This is a genomic window from Mycobacterium helveticum (assembly GCF_007714205.1).
GTDB classification, from domain to species: Bacteria; Actinomycetota; Actinomycetes; order Mycobacteriales; family Mycobacteriaceae; genus Mycobacterium; species Mycobacterium helveticum.
In genome coordinates, this window is sequence record NZ_VMQU01000116.1 from 1 (window position 1) to 17,284 (window position 17,284).

General features: G+C 64.5%; 15 protein-coding genes and 2 pseudogenes. 12 read left to right on the forward strand and 5 right to left on the reverse strand.

From position 1 onward, the window contains the following. Nucleotides 1-77: 77 nt before the first annotated feature. The 6 genes and pseudogenes from FPZ47_RS21480 to FPZ47_RS21500 all read left to right on the forward strand — a co-directional run. Nucleotides 78-923, forward strand: a pseudogene (locus tag FPZ47_RS21480) (molybdopterin-dependent oxidoreductase); the annotation flags it as partial. A 112-nt stretch (nt 924-1,035) separates the two neighbouring features. Continuing rightward, a complete protein-coding gene (locus FPZ47_RS21485; protein WP_144954108.1) occupies nt 1,036-1,644 on the forward strand; it encodes a DUF2249 domain-containing protein in 609 nt (202 codons plus the stop codon). After that, nucleotides 1,641-2,486 carry a class I SAM-dependent methyltransferase gene (locus FPZ47_RS21490; protein ID WP_144954105.1) on the forward strand — a complete coding sequence of 282 codons (846 nt, stop codon included), beginning with the start codon at nt 1,641-1,643 and terminating at the stop codon, nt 2,484-2,486. Before FPZ47_RS21485 ends, FPZ47_RS21490 begins: the two co-directional genes overlap by 4 nt. 52 nt (nt 2,487-2,538) lie before the next feature. Beyond that, nucleotides 2,539-4,272: an aa3-type cytochrome oxidase subunit I gene (gene ctaD, locus FPZ47_RS21495; RefSeq protein ID WP_144954102.1), complete on the forward strand. Its 1,734-nt coding sequence runs from the start codon at nt 2,539-2,541 to the stop codon at nt 4,270-4,272. A gap of 210 nt (nt 4,273-4,482) precedes the next feature. Further along, a pseudogene (locus FPZ47_RS29745) lies at nt 4,483-4,841 on the forward strand (hypothetical protein); the annotation flags it as partial. Between the two features lie 55 nt (nt 4,842-4,896). Beyond that, a complete protein-coding gene (locus tag FPZ47_RS21500) occupies nt 4,897-5,643 on the forward strand; it encodes a succinate dehydrogenase/fumarate reductase iron-sulfur subunit (protein ID WP_144954123.1) in 747 nt (248 codons plus the stop codon). Between the two features lie 108 nt (nt 5,644-5,751). On the opposite strand, the gene FPZ47_RS21505 is transcribed toward FPZ47_RS21500, so the two are convergent. Next, nucleotides 5,752-7,008: an NAD(P)/FAD-dependent oxidoreductase gene (locus FPZ47_RS21505; protein WP_144954099.1), complete on the reverse strand. Its 1,257-nt coding sequence runs from the start codon at nt 7,006-7,008 to the stop codon at nt 5,752-5,754. A 353-nt stretch (nt 7,009-7,361) separates the two neighbouring features. Here FPZ47_RS21505 and FPZ47_RS21510 point away from each other — a divergent pair, with 353 nt between their 5' ends. Further along, the gene (locus FPZ47_RS21510) at nt 7,362-7,694 is read left to right on the forward strand and encodes a cupin domain-containing protein (RefSeq protein ID WP_144954096.1); all 333 of its coding nucleotides are present in this window, start codon (nt 7,362-7,364) and stop codon (nt 7,692-7,694) included. A 206-nt stretch (nt 7,695-7,900) separates the two neighbouring features. Here the strand turns inward: FPZ47_RS21510 and FPZ47_RS21515 are convergent, their stop codons facing one another. Then, nucleotides 7,901-8,314: a PRC-barrel domain-containing protein gene (locus FPZ47_RS21515; RefSeq protein WP_144954093.1), complete on the reverse strand. Its 414-nt coding sequence runs from the start codon at nt 8,312-8,314 to the stop codon at nt 7,901-7,903. Nucleotides 8,315-8,642: 328 nt separating this feature from the next. On the opposite strand from FPZ47_RS21515, the gene FPZ47_RS21520 reads away from it, so the two are divergent. Continuing rightward, nucleotides 8,643-8,999: a DUF488 domain-containing protein gene (locus FPZ47_RS21520; RefSeq protein ID WP_144954090.1), complete on the forward strand. Its 357-nt coding sequence runs from the start codon at nt 8,643-8,645 to the stop codon at nt 8,997-8,999. A gap of 483 nt (nt 9,000-9,482) precedes the next feature. Here FPZ47_RS21520 and FPZ47_RS21525 read toward each other — a convergent pair whose 3' ends face one another. Beyond that, on the reverse strand, nt 9,483-9,920 hold the full coding sequence (locus FPZ47_RS21525; RefSeq protein ID WP_144954087.1) for a group III truncated hemoglobin: 438 nt from the start codon (nt 9,918-9,920) through the stop codon (nt 9,483-9,485). After that, nucleotides 9,913-10,665 carry a helix-turn-helix transcriptional regulator gene (locus FPZ47_RS21530; RefSeq protein ID WP_144954084.1) on the reverse strand — a complete coding sequence of 251 codons (753 nt, stop codon included), beginning with the start codon at nt 10,663-10,665 and terminating at the stop codon, nt 9,913-9,915. The genes FPZ47_RS21525 and FPZ47_RS21530 overlap by 8 nt, the downstream gene beginning before the upstream one ends. A gap of 173 nt (nt 10,666-10,838) precedes the next feature. On the opposite strand from FPZ47_RS21530, the gene FPZ47_RS21535 reads away from it, so the two are divergent. From FPZ47_RS21535 to FPZ47_RS21550, 4 genes are all read left to right on the forward strand, one after another. Beyond that, a complete protein-coding gene (locus FPZ47_RS21535) occupies nt 10,839-11,873 on the forward strand; it encodes an Acg family FMN-binding oxidoreductase (protein ID WP_281291874.1) in 1,035 nt (344 codons plus the stop codon). Between the two features lie 172 nt (nt 11,874-12,045). Continuing rightward, nucleotides 12,046-14,835: an aconitate hydratase AcnA gene (gene acnA, locus FPZ47_RS21540; RefSeq protein ID WP_144954081.1), complete on the forward strand. Its 2,790-nt coding sequence runs from the start codon at nt 12,046-12,048 to the stop codon at nt 14,833-14,835. Between the two features lie 49 nt (nt 14,836-14,884). Beyond that, nucleotides 14,885-15,208: a carboxymuconolactone decarboxylase family protein gene (locus FPZ47_RS21545; protein ID WP_246133488.1), complete on the forward strand. Its 324-nt coding sequence runs from the start codon at nt 14,885-14,887 to the stop codon at nt 15,206-15,208. A gap of 4 nt (nt 15,209-15,212) precedes the next feature. Then, on the forward strand, nt 15,213-16,406 hold the full coding sequence (locus FPZ47_RS21550; RefSeq protein ID WP_144954079.1) for a mandelate racemase/muconate lactonizing enzyme family protein: 1,194 nt from the start codon (nt 15,213-15,215) through the stop codon (nt 16,404-16,406). Here the strand turns inward: FPZ47_RS21550 and FPZ47_RS21555 are convergent. Next, nucleotides 16,356-17,255, reverse strand: a complete 900-nt coding sequence (locus tag FPZ47_RS21555) for a dihydrolipoamide acetyltransferase family protein (protein WP_145039586.1) — start codon at nt 17,253-17,255, stop codon at nt 16,356-16,358. The two genes, FPZ47_RS21550 and FPZ47_RS21555, sit on opposite strands and share 51 nt — an antisense overlap. Nucleotides 17,256-17,284 lie beyond the last annotated feature (29 nt).

The following is a 17,284-nucleotide window of genomic DNA, read 5'->3' on the forward strand; positions in this document are numbered from 1 at the left end:
TGCCCGTGCGCCCAGACCGTCACGCCACGCGAGACATAGCACACCCCACCCGACCCACATTCATGGCAATAGAACCGTATTTCCTGTTCTTCATCGTTACCCACGTCACGATGGTCTTCGCCACCGAGGCGCTGCGGAACCTCAACCACATGTTCGCCGCCCGCGACGACAACAGCTGGGTCGGGTTCGCGATCTTCACCGCGGCCATGGTGGTGGTGGCCGTCGGCTGGGTGGCCGCCACGCCGTTCACCTATCGCCATCCCCGAGTGGTGCAGCGGGTCGGCTACGCACTCATCGGGCCGCTGCAGCGGCTGTTCGAGTACACCAACCCGAAGCCGGGCGCGTTCACCGAAAACGACATCTCGCCGTACTTCTGGCACAACGGCACCTACCCGGAAACCGTTGACTACAAGGAGTTGGAGAAGAACAACTTCGTGGATTGGCGGCTACGGGTCTACGGCCTCGTCGAGCACCCGACCGAGTTCTCGCTGGCCGAGCTGCATGACCTGCCCTACCACGAACAGATCACCCAACATTTCTGCATCCAGGGCTGGTCGGGTGTCGCCAAATGGGGTGGCGTGTCGATGCGCACGATCATGGACATCGTCAAACCGCTGCCCGAGGCCAAATGGGTGGTGTTCTACTCACTGGGTCCCGGCGCCGACGGCGGGATCTACTACGTCGCACACCCGATCGAGCAGATGAGCAACCATCTGACCATGCTGGCCTACGACATGAACGGCGAACCGGTGAGCTACGGCCACGGGGCGCCGCTGCGGCTACGCAATGAATTGCAGCACGGCTTCCGGCATGTGAAGTGGCTCAAGGGCATTGAGTTTGTCGCGCACTACTCCGAGCTCGGCAGCGGTTACGGCGGTTACAACGAAGACCACGAATTCTTCGGACGTCACCAAACCATCTAATGCGTCGAGCAACGGACGGCCTTGGAATGTAGGCAAGGCTTCCCTATCGCACACCGATGCGGTAGTGTTTACACAAGTGCATTTGTGAAAACTATGGGAGATGCGAAAAGCTATGGTAGACAACGAACTCGACGTGCGACAGCTGCGCAAACCCGAGAAGCATCCGGCGATCTTCGCCACCTACGCCGACCTGCCGGTCGGGGGCTCATTCGTGCTGGTCAACAACCACGACCCCCAGCACCTCCATGAGGAATTCGAGGCCGATCACGTCGGCAGCTACGGCTGGGAGTACCTCGAGAAAGGCCCGACGGTCTGGCGGATCCGGATCAGCAAACTCACCACCACCCCGCTGCCGCGGATTGTGACGAACACCGCCGATAACGCGGGCGCCGACGCGGAACCGGGTGTACCCGGGGTGGAGTGGAAGCTGCAGGTCCGCGAACGTGACCTGGACTCGAATGTCATCGCGCTGGCACCCAACGGCGGAATCGACACGCACACCGGGGCCGACGTCGACGTCTTGATCCACGTGCTGTCCGGCAGCGGCCAGCTGATCACCGAGCAGGACACCATCGAACTCGCCCCCGGCACCCTCGTGTGGCTACCGCGTCGGTCACGGCGACAGTTCACCGCCGGTCCGGACGGATTGCGCTACCTGACCGTGCACCAAAAGCGGGAAATCCTGCCCCTGACCCCTACCGTGCGGGCGGCGGTCCGATGAGTAACGTCCGCCAAAATAATCAATCCACGCTGCCGTGGTCCGGCCGCGGCGATGAGGCCGTGCAAGGGCATTGGCTGCTGGCGCGGCTGGGCAAGCGGGTATTGCGCCCTGGCGGTATTGGGCTGACCCGCACGCTGCTGTCCGACGCCGGTGTGACCGACACCGACGTGCTCGAGCTGGCCCCAGGTCTCGGCCGCACGGCGACCGAGATCCTTGCTCGGCGTCCCCGGTCATACGTAGGTGTCGAGCAAGACCCCGACGCCGCTCGGTCAGTTCGCAACGTTATTCATGGACGGGGGGAGGTCCGGGTCGCCGACGCGGCTAAGACTGGCCTGCCTGCTGCCAGTAGAGACGTCGTCATCGGTGAGGCGATGCTGACAATGCAAGGCGACCCGGCCAAGCACGCCATCGTGGCAGAGGCGTCGCGGGTGCTGCGGCCGGGCGGGCGCTACGCCGTACACGAGCTCGCGTTGACGCCCGACACCATCTCCGATGAGCTCAAGACCGATGTCCGGCAGTCGCTTGCCCGAGCGATCAAAGTCAACGCCCGTCCTCTGACTGTTGCCGAGTGGACACAACTGCTGGCGGACCATGGTCTGGTCGTCGACCATGTCGCGACCGCGCCGATGGCGCTGTTACGACCGCGACGCCTGATCGCCGACGAAGGCCTCCTGGGGGCGTTGCGGTTCACCAAAAACCTGTTGATCCACCCTGATGCCCGCCGACGAGTCGCCCTGATGCGTGGCACCTTCCGCACGCACCGCGAGCGGTTGACCGCCGTTGCGATCGTCGCTCACAAACCCACCGGCAACGCCGGTGACGGCCGGCAACGTCGAAGCTGACGGGGCGGATCGAGCGGAAGCTCAACAACGGCACCGAGTATTGGAGGACGTGATGACCATCGAAGCGGCCCCGCGAGAATTGTTGGCACGTCGCCCCTTTCCTGCGCGGCTGGGGCCGAAGGGCAGTCTGCTCTACAAGCTGATCACAACGACCGATCACAAGCTGATCGGCATCATGTACATGGTCGCCTGCTTCACATTCTTCTTCATTGGCGGCCTGCTGGCGTTGCTGATGCGCGCCGAACTCGCCGCACCCGGGCTGCAGTTCCTGTCGACCGAGCAATACAACCAGCTGTTCACCATGCACGGCACGATTATGCTGCTGTTTTATGCCACCCCGATTGTGTTTGGGTTCGCGAACCTGGTGCTGCCGTTGCAGATCGGCGCACCCGACGTGGCGTTCCCCCGGCTCAACGCCCTGTCATTTTGGCTGTTCGTATTCGGCGGGCTGATCGCGATCTCGGGATTCATCACCCCGGGTGGGGCCGCGGACTTCGGTTGGACCGCCTACGCGCCGCTGTCCAATGCTGTCCACAGCCCGGGCGTGAGCGGCGACCTGTGGATCCTGGGTTTGGCGGTCGGCGGCCTGGGTACCATCCTGGGCGCGGTCAACATGATCACCACGGTGGTGTGCCTGCGCGCACCGGGGATGACGATGTTCCGCATGCCGGTCTTCACCTGGAACATCCTGGTTACCAGCATCATGGTGCTGAGCGCCTTCCCGCTGTTGACCGCGGCGCTGTTCGGGTTGGCCGCCGACCGGCACCTGGGCGCCCACGTCTATGACCCCGCCAACGGCGGGGTGATCCTGTGGCAGCACCTGTTCTGGTTTTTCGGCCACCCCGAGGTCTACATCGTGGCGCTGCCGTTCTTCGGCATCATCACCGAAGTCATCCCCGTGTTCGCTCGCAAACCGATCTTCGGCTACACCACAATGGTCTATGCCACCATCAGCATCGCCGGGCTCTCCACTGCGGTCTGGGCGCACCACATGTTCGCCACCGGCGCGGTGCTGCTGCCGTTCTTCTCGTTCATGAGCTATCTCATCGCGGTGCCTACCGGGATCAAGTTCGTCAATTGGATCGGCACCATCTGGAGAGGGCAGCTGACCTTTCAAACCCCGATGTTGTTCGCGGTGGGCTTTCTGGTGACGTTCCTGCTGGGCGGGCTCTCCGGGGTGCTGCTGGCCAGCCCACCGATCGACTTCCACGTCACCGACACCTACTTCCTGGTCGCGCATTTCCACTACGTGCTGTTCGGCACGATCGTGTTCGCTACCTTCGCCGGCATCTACTTCTGGTTCCCCAAGATGACCGGCCGGCTGCTCGACGAGCGGCTGGGCAAGCTGCACTTCTGGCTGACCCTGATCGGTTTTCACACCACCTTTTTGGTCCAACACTGGCTGGGCAATATGGGCATGCCCCGCCGCTACGCCGACTACCTGCCCACCGACGGTTTCCAACCGCTGAACATCGTCTCCACTATCGGGGCGCTCATCCTGGGCGTGTCGATGCTGCCGTTCGTGTGGAACGTGTTCACGAGCTGGCGCTACGGCGAACCGGTCACCGTCGATGACCCGTGGGGACACGGCAACTCGCTGGAATGGGCGACCAGCTGCCCCCCGCCGCGGCACAACTTCACCGAACTGCCCCGCATCCGCTCCGAACGGCCCGCCTTCGAGCTGCACTACCCGCACATGATCGAACGGATGCGCAACGAGCTATACATCGGGCGCGAAGCCGTCGTGGGCGCCGACGAGAAACGCGAAATGACCCCGACCGCATAGCAGCTGGACCGCGAAGCTCCAGCACGGCATCCGCAACAGATCAGGCACGGCGCCTTATGGCTAACGATCCAAAAATCGTGAGCAACGCGCAGCGAAGCCAAAATGACCTCGACCGGCTCAACACCGACACCCGCGAAACCGAGACATCCGACAAGCCGCTGCGCCGGCCCGCCGATGAGGAGCTCTCCGATCCGGGCACCGATGCGTGGTTGGTTCCCACCGCTGATAGTCAACATCGGCTCGGCCGCGTTCATCATCTACGCAACCGTCCGGGCGTTCTGGGGCAGCTCCTATTGGGTCAAGGATTACCAGTACCCGACCCCGTTCCACTCACCGTGCATCGGCGCGTCCTGCGCGCCCAGCGCCAGCCACCTCCGTGTCTGGTTGGGACGGTTCGCGGCGTGGATCCCATTGGGAAAGCTGGTGTTACCGTTCCTGCTGGCCTTCCGGATCACCTGCTACCACTACCGCGAGGCCGACTACCGATCGGTGCAGCAGTCCATCCCACCAGCTGCGAAATCCCCGAGCCGCGCCCCCACACTGGCGAAACCCGGCTTCCGCCGATCATCCTTCCTCGAACAACCGGCGACGAACTGGCCCGGCATCCAGGATGGAGAAGCCCAGATGAGCTACAACGCGAGCATTCGGGTATGGCGTGGCGACCAGGACGGCGACGCCTTGCGGGACTTCACCGTCGAAGTCAACCAGGGCGAGGTGGTGCTCGACGTCATCCACCGTCTGCAGCAGACCCAGACACCCGAACTCGCGGTGCGCTGGAATTGTAAAGCGGGCAAGTGCGGATCGTGCTCGGCAGAAATCAATGGTCACCCGAAGTTGATGTGTATGACGCGGATGTCCACGTTCGCCGAGAACGAGGTCGTGACCGTGACGCCGATGCGCACTTTCCCGGTCATCCGCGACCTGGTCACCGACGTGTCGTTCAACTACGAGAAGACCCGGGAGATACCGTCTTTCGCGCCGCCCAGGGGATTGCAGCCCGGTGAGTACCGGATGGCACAGGTCGACATACAGCGCTCGCAGGAGTTCCGCAAGTGCATCGAGTGCTTCCTGTGTCAAAACGTCTGCCACGTGATCCGCGACCACGAGGACAACAAGAAGGCCTATGCCGGCCCGCGGTTCTTCATCCGCATCGCCGAACTCGAGATGCACCCACTCGATACCGCTGACCGTCGAGACCTCGCCCAGGACCATGAGGGCCTGGGATTGTGCAACATCACCAAATGCTGCACCGAGGTGTGCCCGGAAAACATCAAGATCACCGACAACGCCATCATCCCGATGAAGGAACGCGTCGCCGGCCGCAGGTACGACCCCGCGGTCTGGCTGGGCAACAAGCTGTTCCGCCGATAGCTCGGGTGCCAGAGCCCGGCTGGGTGCTGCAGCGGATCGAGTCCACCCACAGTGGGGTAACCAGGTGGGCGGCGCGGTCGAGCCGTTGGGCAGTCATCGGCGCCGTCATCATCGCGCCCCCGACGCAGGTCCGCCGGCGACCTGGTCCAGCGGCACGTCGGGGTCGACGAGCTTCGCCCGGTCGACCGGCCGGCCGGAGCGGACCAGGGCAGCGATCGTGTCGGTGAGGTCCCATACGTTGACGTTCATGCCGGCCAGCACCCGACCGTGATGCAACCAAAAGGCGACGTATTCGCCCTTGGCCACGTCGCCGCGGAAGACCACCTCATCGTAGTTGCCCCTCGCGACGTAGCCGGAGTACTCCATGCCCATCTCGTACTGGTCGGAGAAGAAGTAGGGCACGCGATCATAGGCCGCGTCGCGCCCGAGCATGGTGGCCGCGGCCACCGCTGGCTGGTTGAGCGCGGCCGACCAGTGCTCAAGACGCAGGTGGGTGCGCAGGTGGGGGTAGTAGGCGTTGGCAACGTCCCCGGCGGCGACGACGTCGGGGTCGGAAGTGGCCAGGTGTTCGTCGACGACGACGCCGTTGTCGACGTGCAGTCCGGCCGCCTCGGCCAGCGCGGCGTTGGGTGTGATGCCCACGCCGACCACGACGGCGTCGGCGTCGATCACGCTGCCGTCGGCAAGACGCACCCCGGTGGCGCGGCGGTTCGTCCCGGTGATTTCTTCGACGCCGGCGCCCAAACACAGAGTGACGCCGTGTGCGCGGTGCAGGGCAGCATAGATCTCGGCCACCTCGCGGCCCAGCACCTCGAGCAGCGGCAGCTCACCCATCTCGATCACGGTGACCTCACAGTCGGCGGCCCGGGCGGCGGCGGCGGTTTCCAGCCCGATCCAGCCCGCCCCGATGATCGCCACCCGCCCGGCGGCGGCGAACGCGGCCTTGATCGCTTCGCAGTCGGCGAGGCTCCGCAGGTAGTACACGCCGTCGAACTCGGCGCCGGGCACGCTCAGGCGGCGCACGGCCGACCCGGTCGCCAACAGCAACTTGTCGTAGCCGATCCGCTCACCGCCGGTGACGCTGAGGCGGTGGGCGGCGAGGTCGAGGCCGGTCACCCGGGTGTCTAATCGCAGCTCGATGTCGTGCTCGGCGTACCAAGCCTTGGGGTGGACGTAGATCTTGTCCTTCTCCGACTTGCCTTGCAGGTAGTCCTTGGACAGCGGGGGCCGGTCGTAGGGCCGTTCGGTTTCCTCGCCGAGCAGCACGACCCGGCCGGTGAAACCGTCGGTGCGCAGTGCCTCGGCCGCTTTGGCGCCGGCCAGCCCCGCGCCCACGATCACGAATGTTTGCTGTCTGGTGGTCATATTCGGTCCTGTCGGCGCTTGGACAATATGGAGCCCTCATGACTGAACGCAGCAAGCCGCACGACGCGAGCAACGTCGCGGGTGAGCGGCCCAAGATAAGGCGCGGACCAGGATTCGCCGCAGGTGAGTTTCCGGCGATGCGGTTTCGATGACGAACGTGCGACCTGGTGGCGGCGCCCTAGTGTCGGAACAGCTGCTGCTCAGCGATTTTGACGCTACGCCGTTCAGGTAGCAGTGTCACGCGATCCATCCACGCAATGGGACCGGTGTCGCGAAGCCAGACATGTTGACAGATCCCTGCCGTTGACGATCGCCCGGTTCGCGCGATCGGACAATCGCTTACGCTGAGAGTCATGCAACGGATCTCTCTGGACGCGCTGGCCACTCAGCAGCTCGAACTGGCTGCTGCCCACGGTGGCCGGTGTGCCGCCGACACCGTCGTCGGCGGTCATGAACGGGTGCTGCGCCAGACCGTCATCGCCATGATCAAAGGCACCGAGTTGGACGAACACAACAACCCCGGGGAGGCCACGGTGCACGTCCTGCGCGGTCGGGTCCGCTTGACATCCAAAGGCCAGTCCTGGGAGGGCCGGTCCGGTGACCTGTTGAAGGTGCCCGACGCCCGTCACGGCCTGCAGGCGCTGGAAGACTCGGCGATCTTGCTTACCGTGGCCAAGCTACCGTGAGGCCAACCGCTTGCATCCGCGTCAACCGCTTGCGCGCCAAGGTCCCGGGCGATTCCGCAGATCACCGTAGGTCCACCACCGCACTCCGGTTGTCAGCGGTCATCCTCACCTCGTCTGCTCTCCTCCCCAGCGGGGAGCCGCCACGGTGCGCCGCGAGCGTCTAACGGGTCGTTACCACCCAACCTGCCAGCCCGTCGGACCTCGCGTTACAGATTGAAGCCCGGATAGGTGTAGCTGGCTGACCAGTACGGCGCGCAGCCGTAGTGGTCATAGATGCTGCTCTGGTAGCTGCGGTCATTGACCAGGTAAGGGTCATAGCCGGGCGCCTCGGCGACGTGGTCACGAGTGTCGTTGATGTAGACGTCGTCACTGGTGGTCCGGCGGATCACGTCGACTGGAATGAACGACTTCTTTTCGTCGATACCGAGCAAACCGCCGCGTTCGACGAGCAGGAAGCGGGCCTTGCGTTCGCGGTCGTCGACGAACACGTCGTGCACCTTGCCGACGTCCATTCCGTCCCTGTCCGTTACCTTCCGCCCGCGCATGTCGTCAGTGGCATTCTTGACCGTCACGCCGGTGCCGGTGAGTGCGCTGAGGGTGACATGGTCCTGAGATGTCATGGGAACTCCTGGCGAGCGGCGTCCACTCACAGCCGACCTCATCGCGGGCTGGCTGAGGAATCAACATGAATGAACCTACGCCGATCTGCCAACCCACTGTCGGCCTGCTCCAATCGCCTGACGGACGCGTACGTCAACTGCGCTCGGTGGCCGGACCCACACCTCCTCGTTGTGGACGTCGGCTGACCGGGTCGTGCGCAGACACGGCAGCGGGTGTCAACACGCACTGGTCAGCGCGACCGATCAAGGGGACAGTTGAAGAAGATCGAGAAGGTGCGACGCACCAACACGAAAGCCGTCGACGCGGCCCACCGACAGGAGGCAGCAAATGGGCACACACAAGGTGCAGGTGCGCCGCGTTTACGACGACCCGGCCCGCGGGGATGGCAACCGCGTGCTGGTGGACCGGATCTGGCCGCGCGGCATGACCAAGGAGAAAGCGAACCTGGACGAGTGGTGCAAGACGATCGCCCCCTCCACCGAGCTGCGCAAGTGGTATCGCCACGACCCGGAACGGTTCACGGAGTTCGCCCGCCGCTACCGCGAGGAGCTGACCCAACCCGAACGGGCCGAGGCGCTGGCACATCTGCGGACCCTGGCAAAGGACCGAAACCTCACCCTGCTCACGGCAAGCAAGGCCGTCGACATCAGCGAGGCCACCGTGCTCGCCCAGATGCTGGGCTGAGCGGCCTCGCCGGCGACGCAGGCAGTCGATGATGCCCGGTTGCTTGGGGTGCACCGGGTGCCGCCGCGAGACAAGATCGGTGAGGAAATTGACGCGAGTGCGCGACCTGGACCGTTCGATGAACTTCTGCCCCGATGCGTCCGAATGCCTTGTTGCGCTTCACGAAACTAAGGCGGCACTTCTCTTGACGCCGGAGGCTTTCTCGTCGCTTTTTGTACCGTGTCCACCAGTTATGTTGCGTCGCAGATGGTTTGACGCAAAGCCAACTTTGGTCGATGCCGCTTGTCGCGGACGGAGGTCTGCCATTCGCCGCACGGTTCTCGCGTGTGGCCCGAATCGGTAGGTTGAAGAAGTTCGGTGTCGTTGACAGTTTCCGCGGTTCGCGGACGTTTGCGCATTCCAAACTCCCACGGCCACGTTCCCCGGCCGTCGACAAAACGTGCACCGATCAGCGATCCAAAGTTTCTTTCGTCCGGTCCCAGTTCAGCGTGCGACCAGCATGTCGAGTTCTGGCGTGTCGGTCCCGGTTAGCCGACGGTGCATGGCCCAGGCGATTCGGGCGGCTTGGATCTTCGCGTGTTCGGCGACCGGTCCGCGATACATCTCGTCGACGGTGTTGTTCCACATGGTCAGCCAGCGCACGAAGTGCCGGCCGCTCAGCGGAGTCTGGTGGTGGACGTGGCGGTGGGCGTGCAGTGCGCTGCCCCGGTAGAGTCCGGAGCGAAACAGCACGGTTTCCCAGAAGTCGCACATCACCGGAATGTGAGCACCTAGACCCCTGATCCGCAACTCGGCGAAGGGCTCGGCGAGCACATCGTCGAGCAGCACGCGGCCGTAAAACCGGCGCAGTAATTCCTCCACATCGGCGCGGGTGGTCAGGTCCGTGCTCGCGTGGCCAGGTGGCGCCTGCAGCTCAGTCATTCGCGATCACCCTGGCAAGGCACAGGTCGGGTTCGACAAACGGCTCCAGCTCGGCCTGCAGCGCCGAACGGGGTGACTTTTTCGCCCGGCCTTCGGTCGCTGTCGCGTTGGTGAGCAGGCCCTGCAGTAGCCCCCGGTGCAAGGCGCACCCCACCTCCGGGTGGGCGCGGGCCAGGTCCCGGACCGGACAGGCGTGCAGACGGATGGTCTGCTGGGTGCCGGCGGTCGACGTCACGGCCGGCGTCAGCTCAGGACCGAACCCCATCCGCGCGAAAACCGACGCGACCATCGCCGCTCGATCCTCGAGGGTCTCACCGGGCGTAGTTCCGTCCGAAACATCGAGTCCCGCATCAACGTCGCTCGCCGACCCGACCTGGATGCGCTCAGCCCAACGCCGCCCGGCAGCCTCGGCGCGTCGACGCCGCTGATCGGCGGTCTCGCCCAGTTCCAAGGCCAATATTTCGGCGAGGTTTCGATAGTCCAGCCGGTCGCGTACGGCCATGTAGCCGGTGCGGGGACGGCCCACGCCGGCGCGTGTCATGCGGGTGCGCTCGATGGCTCCCTGGTTACACAGCGCGTCGAGGTGAAATCGCACCGTGGTCACGTGCAGTCGCAACCGTTCGGCAAGCTCGGTCGCGTCGACGGCTCCGTCGTGCTCACGCACCAAATCCAGGATCCGTTGGCGTTGCCGGTTTCGTGGCCCGCGGTGCACTCGTCGGGCCCTGCGGTCGTTGTGGTCAGCCACCCGAGGTGTCCTCTCGTCCTCTTGCCCTCCGGCTATTTAACGGATATTATTCATTAATAATAGCAGACCTGCAAGGGACCCGATCGTCACCCACCGCACGAATGAGCCTGTGACGGCATCGGCAGGATGTAGGCCGCAGAAACCCTGGGAGAAAAGGTATTTGGAGGTTGGTCATGTTGGATACCATGGCGGCAACCAACATCACCGAGGGTGCGGTTGAAACCCAGGTCATCGAGGATGCGGTGCGGTTGGCTTGCCGGGCCCCGTCGCTGTACAACAGTCAACCGTGGCTGTGGGTGACCAACAGCGGCCGGCTGGACCTGTTCTTGGATTCCAGCCGTGTCCTGCACGCGGATCGATCGACGCGGCAGGCCCACATCAGTTGCGGCGCGGTGCTCGACCACCTCAGGGTGGCGATGGCGGCCGCGGGATGGATGGCCGATGTCGACCGATTTCCCACCCCGAGCAATCCCGGCCACCTTGCCACGGTGGAGTTCACCCGCCTGGGCTGCGTCACTAATGACCAGCGCCGCCGCGCCGACGCGATCCTCAAGCGCCGAACCGACCGGCTTCCGCTCCTGTCGCCGTGCACCGCGCCGACAACCTGGGACTCGATTGAGGGCGTGCTGCGCGGCCGAGTGGGCGCCGACGCGGTGCGTCTGGATGTACTGCCCGACGAGATGCGTCCACGCCTTGCCGAAGCGGCCCAGCTCACCGAATCGCTGCGCCTGTATGACTCCGCTTATCATTCCGAACTCGATTGGTGGACAGCACCGTTCGTAGTGTCAGAGGGAATTCCGCATACTGCCCTGGTTTCGGCCGCCGAGAGTGACCGGGTAGGTGTCAATCGAGTCTTCCCACTCACCCACAACGGGGAAAGACGCACCAACATCGGACAGGATTACTCGAAGATCCTGATGCTGTCCACCGACGCTGACAGCCTCGCCGATGCATTGGCATGCGGAGAAGCGCTCTCGGCCGTCCTGCTCGAATGCACGATGGCCGGCTTTGCCACCTGCCCGGTGACCCATTTGACGGAGTTGTCGGTCAGCCGCGAGCTCCTTGCGGCGGTAACGGATCACACTGACCTGCCCCAAGTTTTGATCCGGGTCGGCGTCGCTCCCACGCTGGGCGAGATACTTCCGGTCACGCCGCGGCGTCCGCTCGCCGACGTGTTGCGGGCTGAAGTATCAACCCGGAACGCGTAATGTGGACCTGGCACCCAGCAACCTCATTCGTCGCCGGCGTCGACGGTTCGTGGTCGGCGCCGCCGGTGTTGGAATGTCGGGATGTCTTGTCGCTTGTTGAAACCCCTGTCGCCAATCCGCTTGTCGGACTACGTTGGTGAAGGACTCGCTTACAACCGGTGAGGTGAATGCGATGGCATCGAACAGCTTTGCAACCCAGGATCAGCTCACGGTCGACGACGAGACGTACATCATCCACCGCCTGGCACGGATCGACGGCGCAGCCCGGTTGCCATACAGCCTGAAGGTCCTGCTGGAGAACCTGCTCCGCAATGAGGATGGGCGACTGGTCACCGCCGAGCAGGTCGGTGCACTGGCCGCCTGGGATCCAACCGCCGACCATGGCCGGGAGGTGGCTTTTACCCCGGCGCGGGTGCTGATGCAGGACTTCACCGGGGTGCCATGTGTGGTGGATCTGGTCGCGATGCGCGATGCCATCGCCGAACTCGGCGGGGACACCAAGCGCATCAACCCGCTGTGCCCGACCGAGTTGGTGATCGACCACTCGGTGATCGCCGACGTCTTCGGGCGCTCAGATGCGTTCCGTGTCAATGCCGAGTTGGAGTTCGAGCGCAACGCCGAGCGCTACCAATTGCTGCGTTGGGCCCAGCAGGCCTTCGCGGACTTTCACGTGGTTCCCCCGGACACCGGAATCTGCCACCAGGTGAATCTCGAATACCTGTCTCGGGTGGTGTTCGCCCGCGACAGCGCAGAAGGAACGCTGGCATACCCGGACACGCTGGTCGGTACCGACTCGCATACCCCGATGGTCAACGGGTTGGGCGTGCTGGGCTGGGGTGTGGGTGGTATCGAAGCCGAGGCGGCCATGCTCGGCCAGCCGATGAGCATGCTGATTCCGCAGGTATTGGGTCTGAAGCTGACCGGCGAGCTGCTGCCCGGGACCACCGCAACCGACTTGGTGCTGACCGTGGCCGAGCTGTTGCGTCGTACGGGTGTGGTCGGCAAGTTCGTCGAGTTCTACGGCCCCGGGGTGGCCAACGTACCGCTGGCCAACCGGGCCACCATCGGCAACATGAGCCCGGAGTACGGGGCCACCTGCGCGATTTTTCCGATCGATGACGTCACGCTGGACTACCTGCGGTTGACCGGGCGTCCCGAATCCCGGATCCGGTTGGTGGAGGCCTACGCCAAGGAGCAGGGCCTGTGGCACGACCCGGATCACGAGCCGACGTTCTCGCAGACGATCGAACTGGACCTGGGCACGGTGGAGCCGTCGATCGCCGGGCCCAAGCGGCCGCAAGACCGCATCCCCCTACGTGTCGCTCCCCAGGCCATCGCCGCGCTGCTGTCCGGTCAGACCTACGCCGAGGCGGTGGAAATCGGCCTGGACGAGGCATCCGCGGAGTCGTTTCCCGCGAGCGATCCGATCGCGGTGAGCCGCGACCGCCCCGGCGACCTCCCGCATGCGCCGCAAACCAACGTTGACGGGTCCGACTGGCCACACAAACCGGTCGAGATCAGCGTGGACGGGCAGCGGGTGAGCGTCGACAACGGGCATGTGGTGATCGCCGCGATCACCTCCTGCACCAACACATCCAACCCGTCGGTGATGGTAGGTGCAGCGCTGCTGGCGAAAAAGGCGGTGGAAAAGGGCCTGACCCGCAAACCGTGGGTCAAGACCACGCTGGCCCCTGGGTCCCGGGTGGTCACCGACTACTACGAGCGAGCCGGCCTGACACCATATTTGGACAAGCTCGGCTTCAACCTGGTGGGCTATGGCTGCACCACCTGCATCGGCAACTCCGGACCACTGATCCCCGAGGTGAGCCAGGCGGTAACCGACAACGACCTGACCGTCTGCTCGGTGTTGTCGGGAAACCGCAACTTCGAGGGGCGCATCCATCCGGAGTGCAAGATGAACTTCCTTGCCTCACCACTCCTGGTGGTCGCCTACGCATTGGCCGGCACTCTGCATGTGGACCTGCTTCGCGACCCGCTGGGCACCGGCAGCGACGGGCAACCGGTCCACCTGCGCGACGTCTGGCCATCGACCGCCGAGATCACGCAGGTGATCGACACCTGTATTGAGGCCGGGATGTTCAGCAAGGACTACGCCGACGTCTATACGGGCGACGACCGCTGGCGCTCGCTACCGGTCCCCGACACCGACACGTTCCAGTGGGATCTCGGGTCGACCTATGTGCGCAAGCCGCCGTACTTCGACGGGATGGGCCGCGAACCCGCACCGGTCACCGACATCACCGGTGCGCGCGTACTCGCCAAGCTGGGTGACTCGGTCACCACTGATCACATCAGCCCGGCCGGGGCGATCAAGGCCGACTCGCCCGCTGGCAACTACCTCACCGAGCACGGAATCCAACGCAAGGACTTCAACTCCTACGGCTCGCGGCGCGGCAACCACGAGGTGATGATCCGCGGCACATTCGCCAACATCCGGCTGCGCAACCAACTCGCTCCGGGTACCGAAGGCGGGTGGACACGCGACTTCACCCAACCCGGCGGTCCGATGGAAACGATCTACGACGCATCCGTGAATTACCTGGACGCCGGTACACCGCTGGTGATCATCGCCGGCAAGGAGTACGGCTCCGGCTCGTCGCGCGACTGGGCCGCCAAGGGCACCGCCCTGCTGGGTGTGCATGCCGTGATCGCCGAGTCCTACGAACGGATCCACCGCTCCAACCTGATCGGCATGGGCGTGCTGCCGCTGCAGTTTCCGGACGGGCAGAGCGCGGACTCGCTGGGCCTGTCCGGTGAAGAGACCGTCGACATCACCGGTGTCGAAGCACTCAACGACAACATCCCCGGCACCGTCCACGTCAAAGCCGGTGACGTCGAGTTCGACGCCGTGGTACGCATCGACACCCCCGGCGAGGCCGACTACTACCGACACGGCGGCATCATGCTCTACGTCCTGCGCCAAGTGCTCGGCACAGCGTGATCAAACCCGCCCGCCGGACAACATAATTCGATAAGGAGATGTGCTCACGATGGACGCCATGTACCCGCAAGCGACCCAGGAGATCTACGACCGTCGCAAGGAACTCGCCCCGCATACCCACGAGGCATTCGAGGCGTTTTCCCGTGCGGCGTTCGCCGAGGGCGCGCTACCGGAGAAGACCAAACAGCTCATCGCCGTCGCGGTCGCGCACACCACCCAATGTCCCTACTGCATCCGGAGCCACACCCGGCTCGCCCGCCGCAAAGGCGCCAGCGCCGAGGAGATCATGGAAGCCGTCTGGGTGGCCGCCGAGATGCGCGCCGGGGGCGCATACGCGCACTCCACCCTCGCCCTCGATGAGCTCGCCAAATAGCCGCATGCCTCCCACCGTCGCCGAACCCGACGCAGTCATCGCCAACATCGAGACGGTTCCACTGCATATCCCGCTCAAGGTGGGCAGCACACCGGGAGCCTCCCTGTGGGGGGACACGCTGTCTGCGGCAGACTCGCTGCTCGTCAAGGTGACAACCCGCGACGGAACGGAAGGTTGGGGGGAGGCCTTCGGTTTTCGCGCCGTAGACTCGGCCAAACTTGCAGTCGACGAACTAATCGCGCCGCTCTGCATCGGCCGCGACGCCACGCGAATCGGGCCCCTGATGCTGGAGATTCAAAGGAAGCTGCACGTTTTCGGGCGCGGCGGCGCGTTGATGTACGGACTATCGGCGGTGGACATCGCCTTGTGGGATATCGCCGGTAAGCGCGCCGACGCTCCCGTGTCTCAGCTCCTTGGCGGCGGAGTGACCAGTATGCCGTGTTATGCAAGTCTGGCCTGCTACGCCGATCCCGCGTTGGTCCGCATCGCGGTTCGTCGAGCAATCGATGCCGGCTTTCACGTGCTCAAGCTGCACGAGGCGGATGTGTCAGCAATTCGGGCGGCGCGCGAGGAAGCCGGTCCCGGCGTCGAGTTGATCGTGGACGCCGGCTGTTCCTGGACCGTGTCCCAAGTGGGTCGGCTCGCTCACGAACTCCAGGCAGTTCGGCTGAAATTTCTCGAGGAGCCACTGTGGCCGCCGGAGAATTTTGACGGTCTTGCGGAGCTGCGAAAAAGCACCGGTATCTCAATCTCGTCCGGCGAAAACGCCTCCACCCTGATGGAATTCGAGCGAATGCTCGCTGCGGAGGCGGTGGACTTTGTTCAGCCGAGCCCGGCCAAGATGGGAGGGATCAGTGAGTTGTGCAAGGTTTTTCCTCTCGCGGCGGTCCGCAACGTGCCGGTGATGACGCACTCCTTCTACGACGGTCCAGGGTTGCTCGCGGCACTTCACGCGACCGCTGCGCTGGGTAACGCCGACTCCATGATCGAGTGGCGCTTATTCGATCTGGAGGCGTTCATCTATGGCGATGCCCTCACCCCGAAGGCAGGCCGGATTTCCGTCCCGCAGGGACCGGGGCTGGGAATCGACCCCGACCCCGCTGTTATCAGCGCTTACCGGCGCACACCTACCGCCCCTGACAGCCCCTCACGCCATGATGCGCAGCGGGTGTTCGAGGATGTGCACCAGGGCCTGTAGGAATTCCGCGGCGGTCGCACCGTCGAGCACGCGGTGGTCGACAGTCAGGGTGAGCTTCAATGTGGTGGCCGTGCTGAGTTGGCCGTCGCGGACGACGGCCTCTTGCTGCACTGCGCCGACAGCGAGGACTGCGGCCTCGGGTGGGTTGATGACGGCGGTGAAGTGGTCGATGCCGTACATCCCGAGGTTGCTGATCGTGAATGTGCTGCCGGTCAATTCGTCGGGCGTGAGCCTGCCGGCTCGTGCCCGTTCGATGACGGTATGGGCCTCGCGCGCAATCTCGGTGAGGCTTTTACGGTCCGCGTCGCGGACAACGGGTACCAGCAGCCCGTTGTCGGTAGCCACGGCGCAGCCGATATTCACATGGCGGTGCCGGATGAGGTGGTCACCGCCCCACGACGAATTGACGTGGATGTGGCTACGTAGGGCTACGGCACAGGCCCGAATCAGCAGATCGGTGATGCTCACTTTCGTTCCGCCGTCGAACAACTCCGCGTTGAGCTCGGCGCGCAGCTTCTGCATCGCGTCGACGTCGGCGCTCATGGTGAGGTAAAAGTGCGGTGCCGCGGCGCTTTCAGTGAGCCGCTGTGCCGTGATTCGGCGTATCGACGAAAGGGGTACTTGTTCGTCACCTTCGGCAGTAGCCGGTGCCGGTCTGGCTTTGGGAGTCGCCGGGACCGTAGCGGATGAAGCCGGCGTCGAGGTAGCGACCTGGCTTACGGCGTCTTGGATGTCGGCCCGCACGATACGTCCGCCGGGGCCGGTACCTTTGACACTGGCCAGATCGATTCCGTGTTCGTGTGCCAGCTTGCGCACCAGTGGAGTGGCACGCACCGCCGCGGCGGTCACGGGTGTTTGGGCGGGGCCGGCTTCGGGGG

What these genes read in the sequence shown, in the direction of transcription:
- FPZ47_RS21550 (WP_144954079.1), top strand. Translation starts at nt 15,213, where the DNA reads ATGCCTCCCACCGTCGCCGAACCCGACGCAGTCATCGCCAACATCGAG.
- FPZ47_RS21485 (WP_144954108.1), top strand. Translation starts at nt 1,036, where the DNA reads ATGGTAGACAACGAACTCGACGTGCGACAGCTGCGCAAACCCGAGAAG.
- FPZ47_RS21510 (WP_144954096.1), top strand. Translation starts at nt 7,362, where the DNA reads ATGCAACGGATCTCTCTGGACGCGCTGGCCACTCAGCAGCTCGAACTG.
- acnA (WP_144954081.1), top strand. Translation starts at nt 12,046, where the DNA reads ATGGCATCGAACAGCTTTGCAACCCAGGATCAGCTCACGGTCGACGAC.
- FPZ47_RS21515 (WP_144954093.1), bottom strand. Translation starts at nt 8,314, where the DNA reads ATGACATCTCAGGACCATGTCACCCTCAGCGCACTCACCGGCACCGGC.
- FPZ47_RS21505 (WP_144954099.1), bottom strand. Translation starts at nt 7,008, where the DNA reads ATGACCACCAGACAGCAAACATTCGTGATCGTGGGCGCGGGGCTGGCC.
- FPZ47_RS21535 (WP_281291874.1), top strand. Translation starts at nt 10,839, where the DNA reads ATGTTGGATACCATGGCGGCAACCAACATCACCGAGGGTGCGGTTGAA.
- FPZ47_RS21500 (WP_144954123.1), top strand. Translation starts at nt 4,897, where the DNA reads ATGAGCTACAACGCGAGCATTCGGGTATGGCGTGGCGACCAGGACGGC.
- FPZ47_RS21525 (WP_144954087.1), bottom strand. Translation starts at nt 9,920, where the DNA reads ATGACTGAGCTGCAGGCGCCACCTGGCCACGCGAGCACGGACCTGACC.
- FPZ47_RS21520 (WP_144954090.1), top strand. Translation starts at nt 8,643, where the DNA reads ATGGGCACACACAAGGTGCAGGTGCGCCGCGTTTACGACGACCCGGCC.
- FPZ47_RS21490 (WP_144954105.1), top strand. Translation starts at nt 1,641, where the DNA reads ATGAGTAACGTCCGCCAAAATAATCAATCCACGCTGCCGTGGTCCGGC.
- ctaD (WP_144954102.1), top strand. Translation starts at nt 2,539, where the DNA reads ATGACCATCGAAGCGGCCCCGCGAGAATTGTTGGCACGTCGCCCCTTT.
- FPZ47_RS21545 (WP_246133488.1), top strand. Translation starts at nt 14,885, where the DNA reads ATGGACGCCATGTACCCGCAAGCGACCCAGGAGATCTACGACCGTCGC.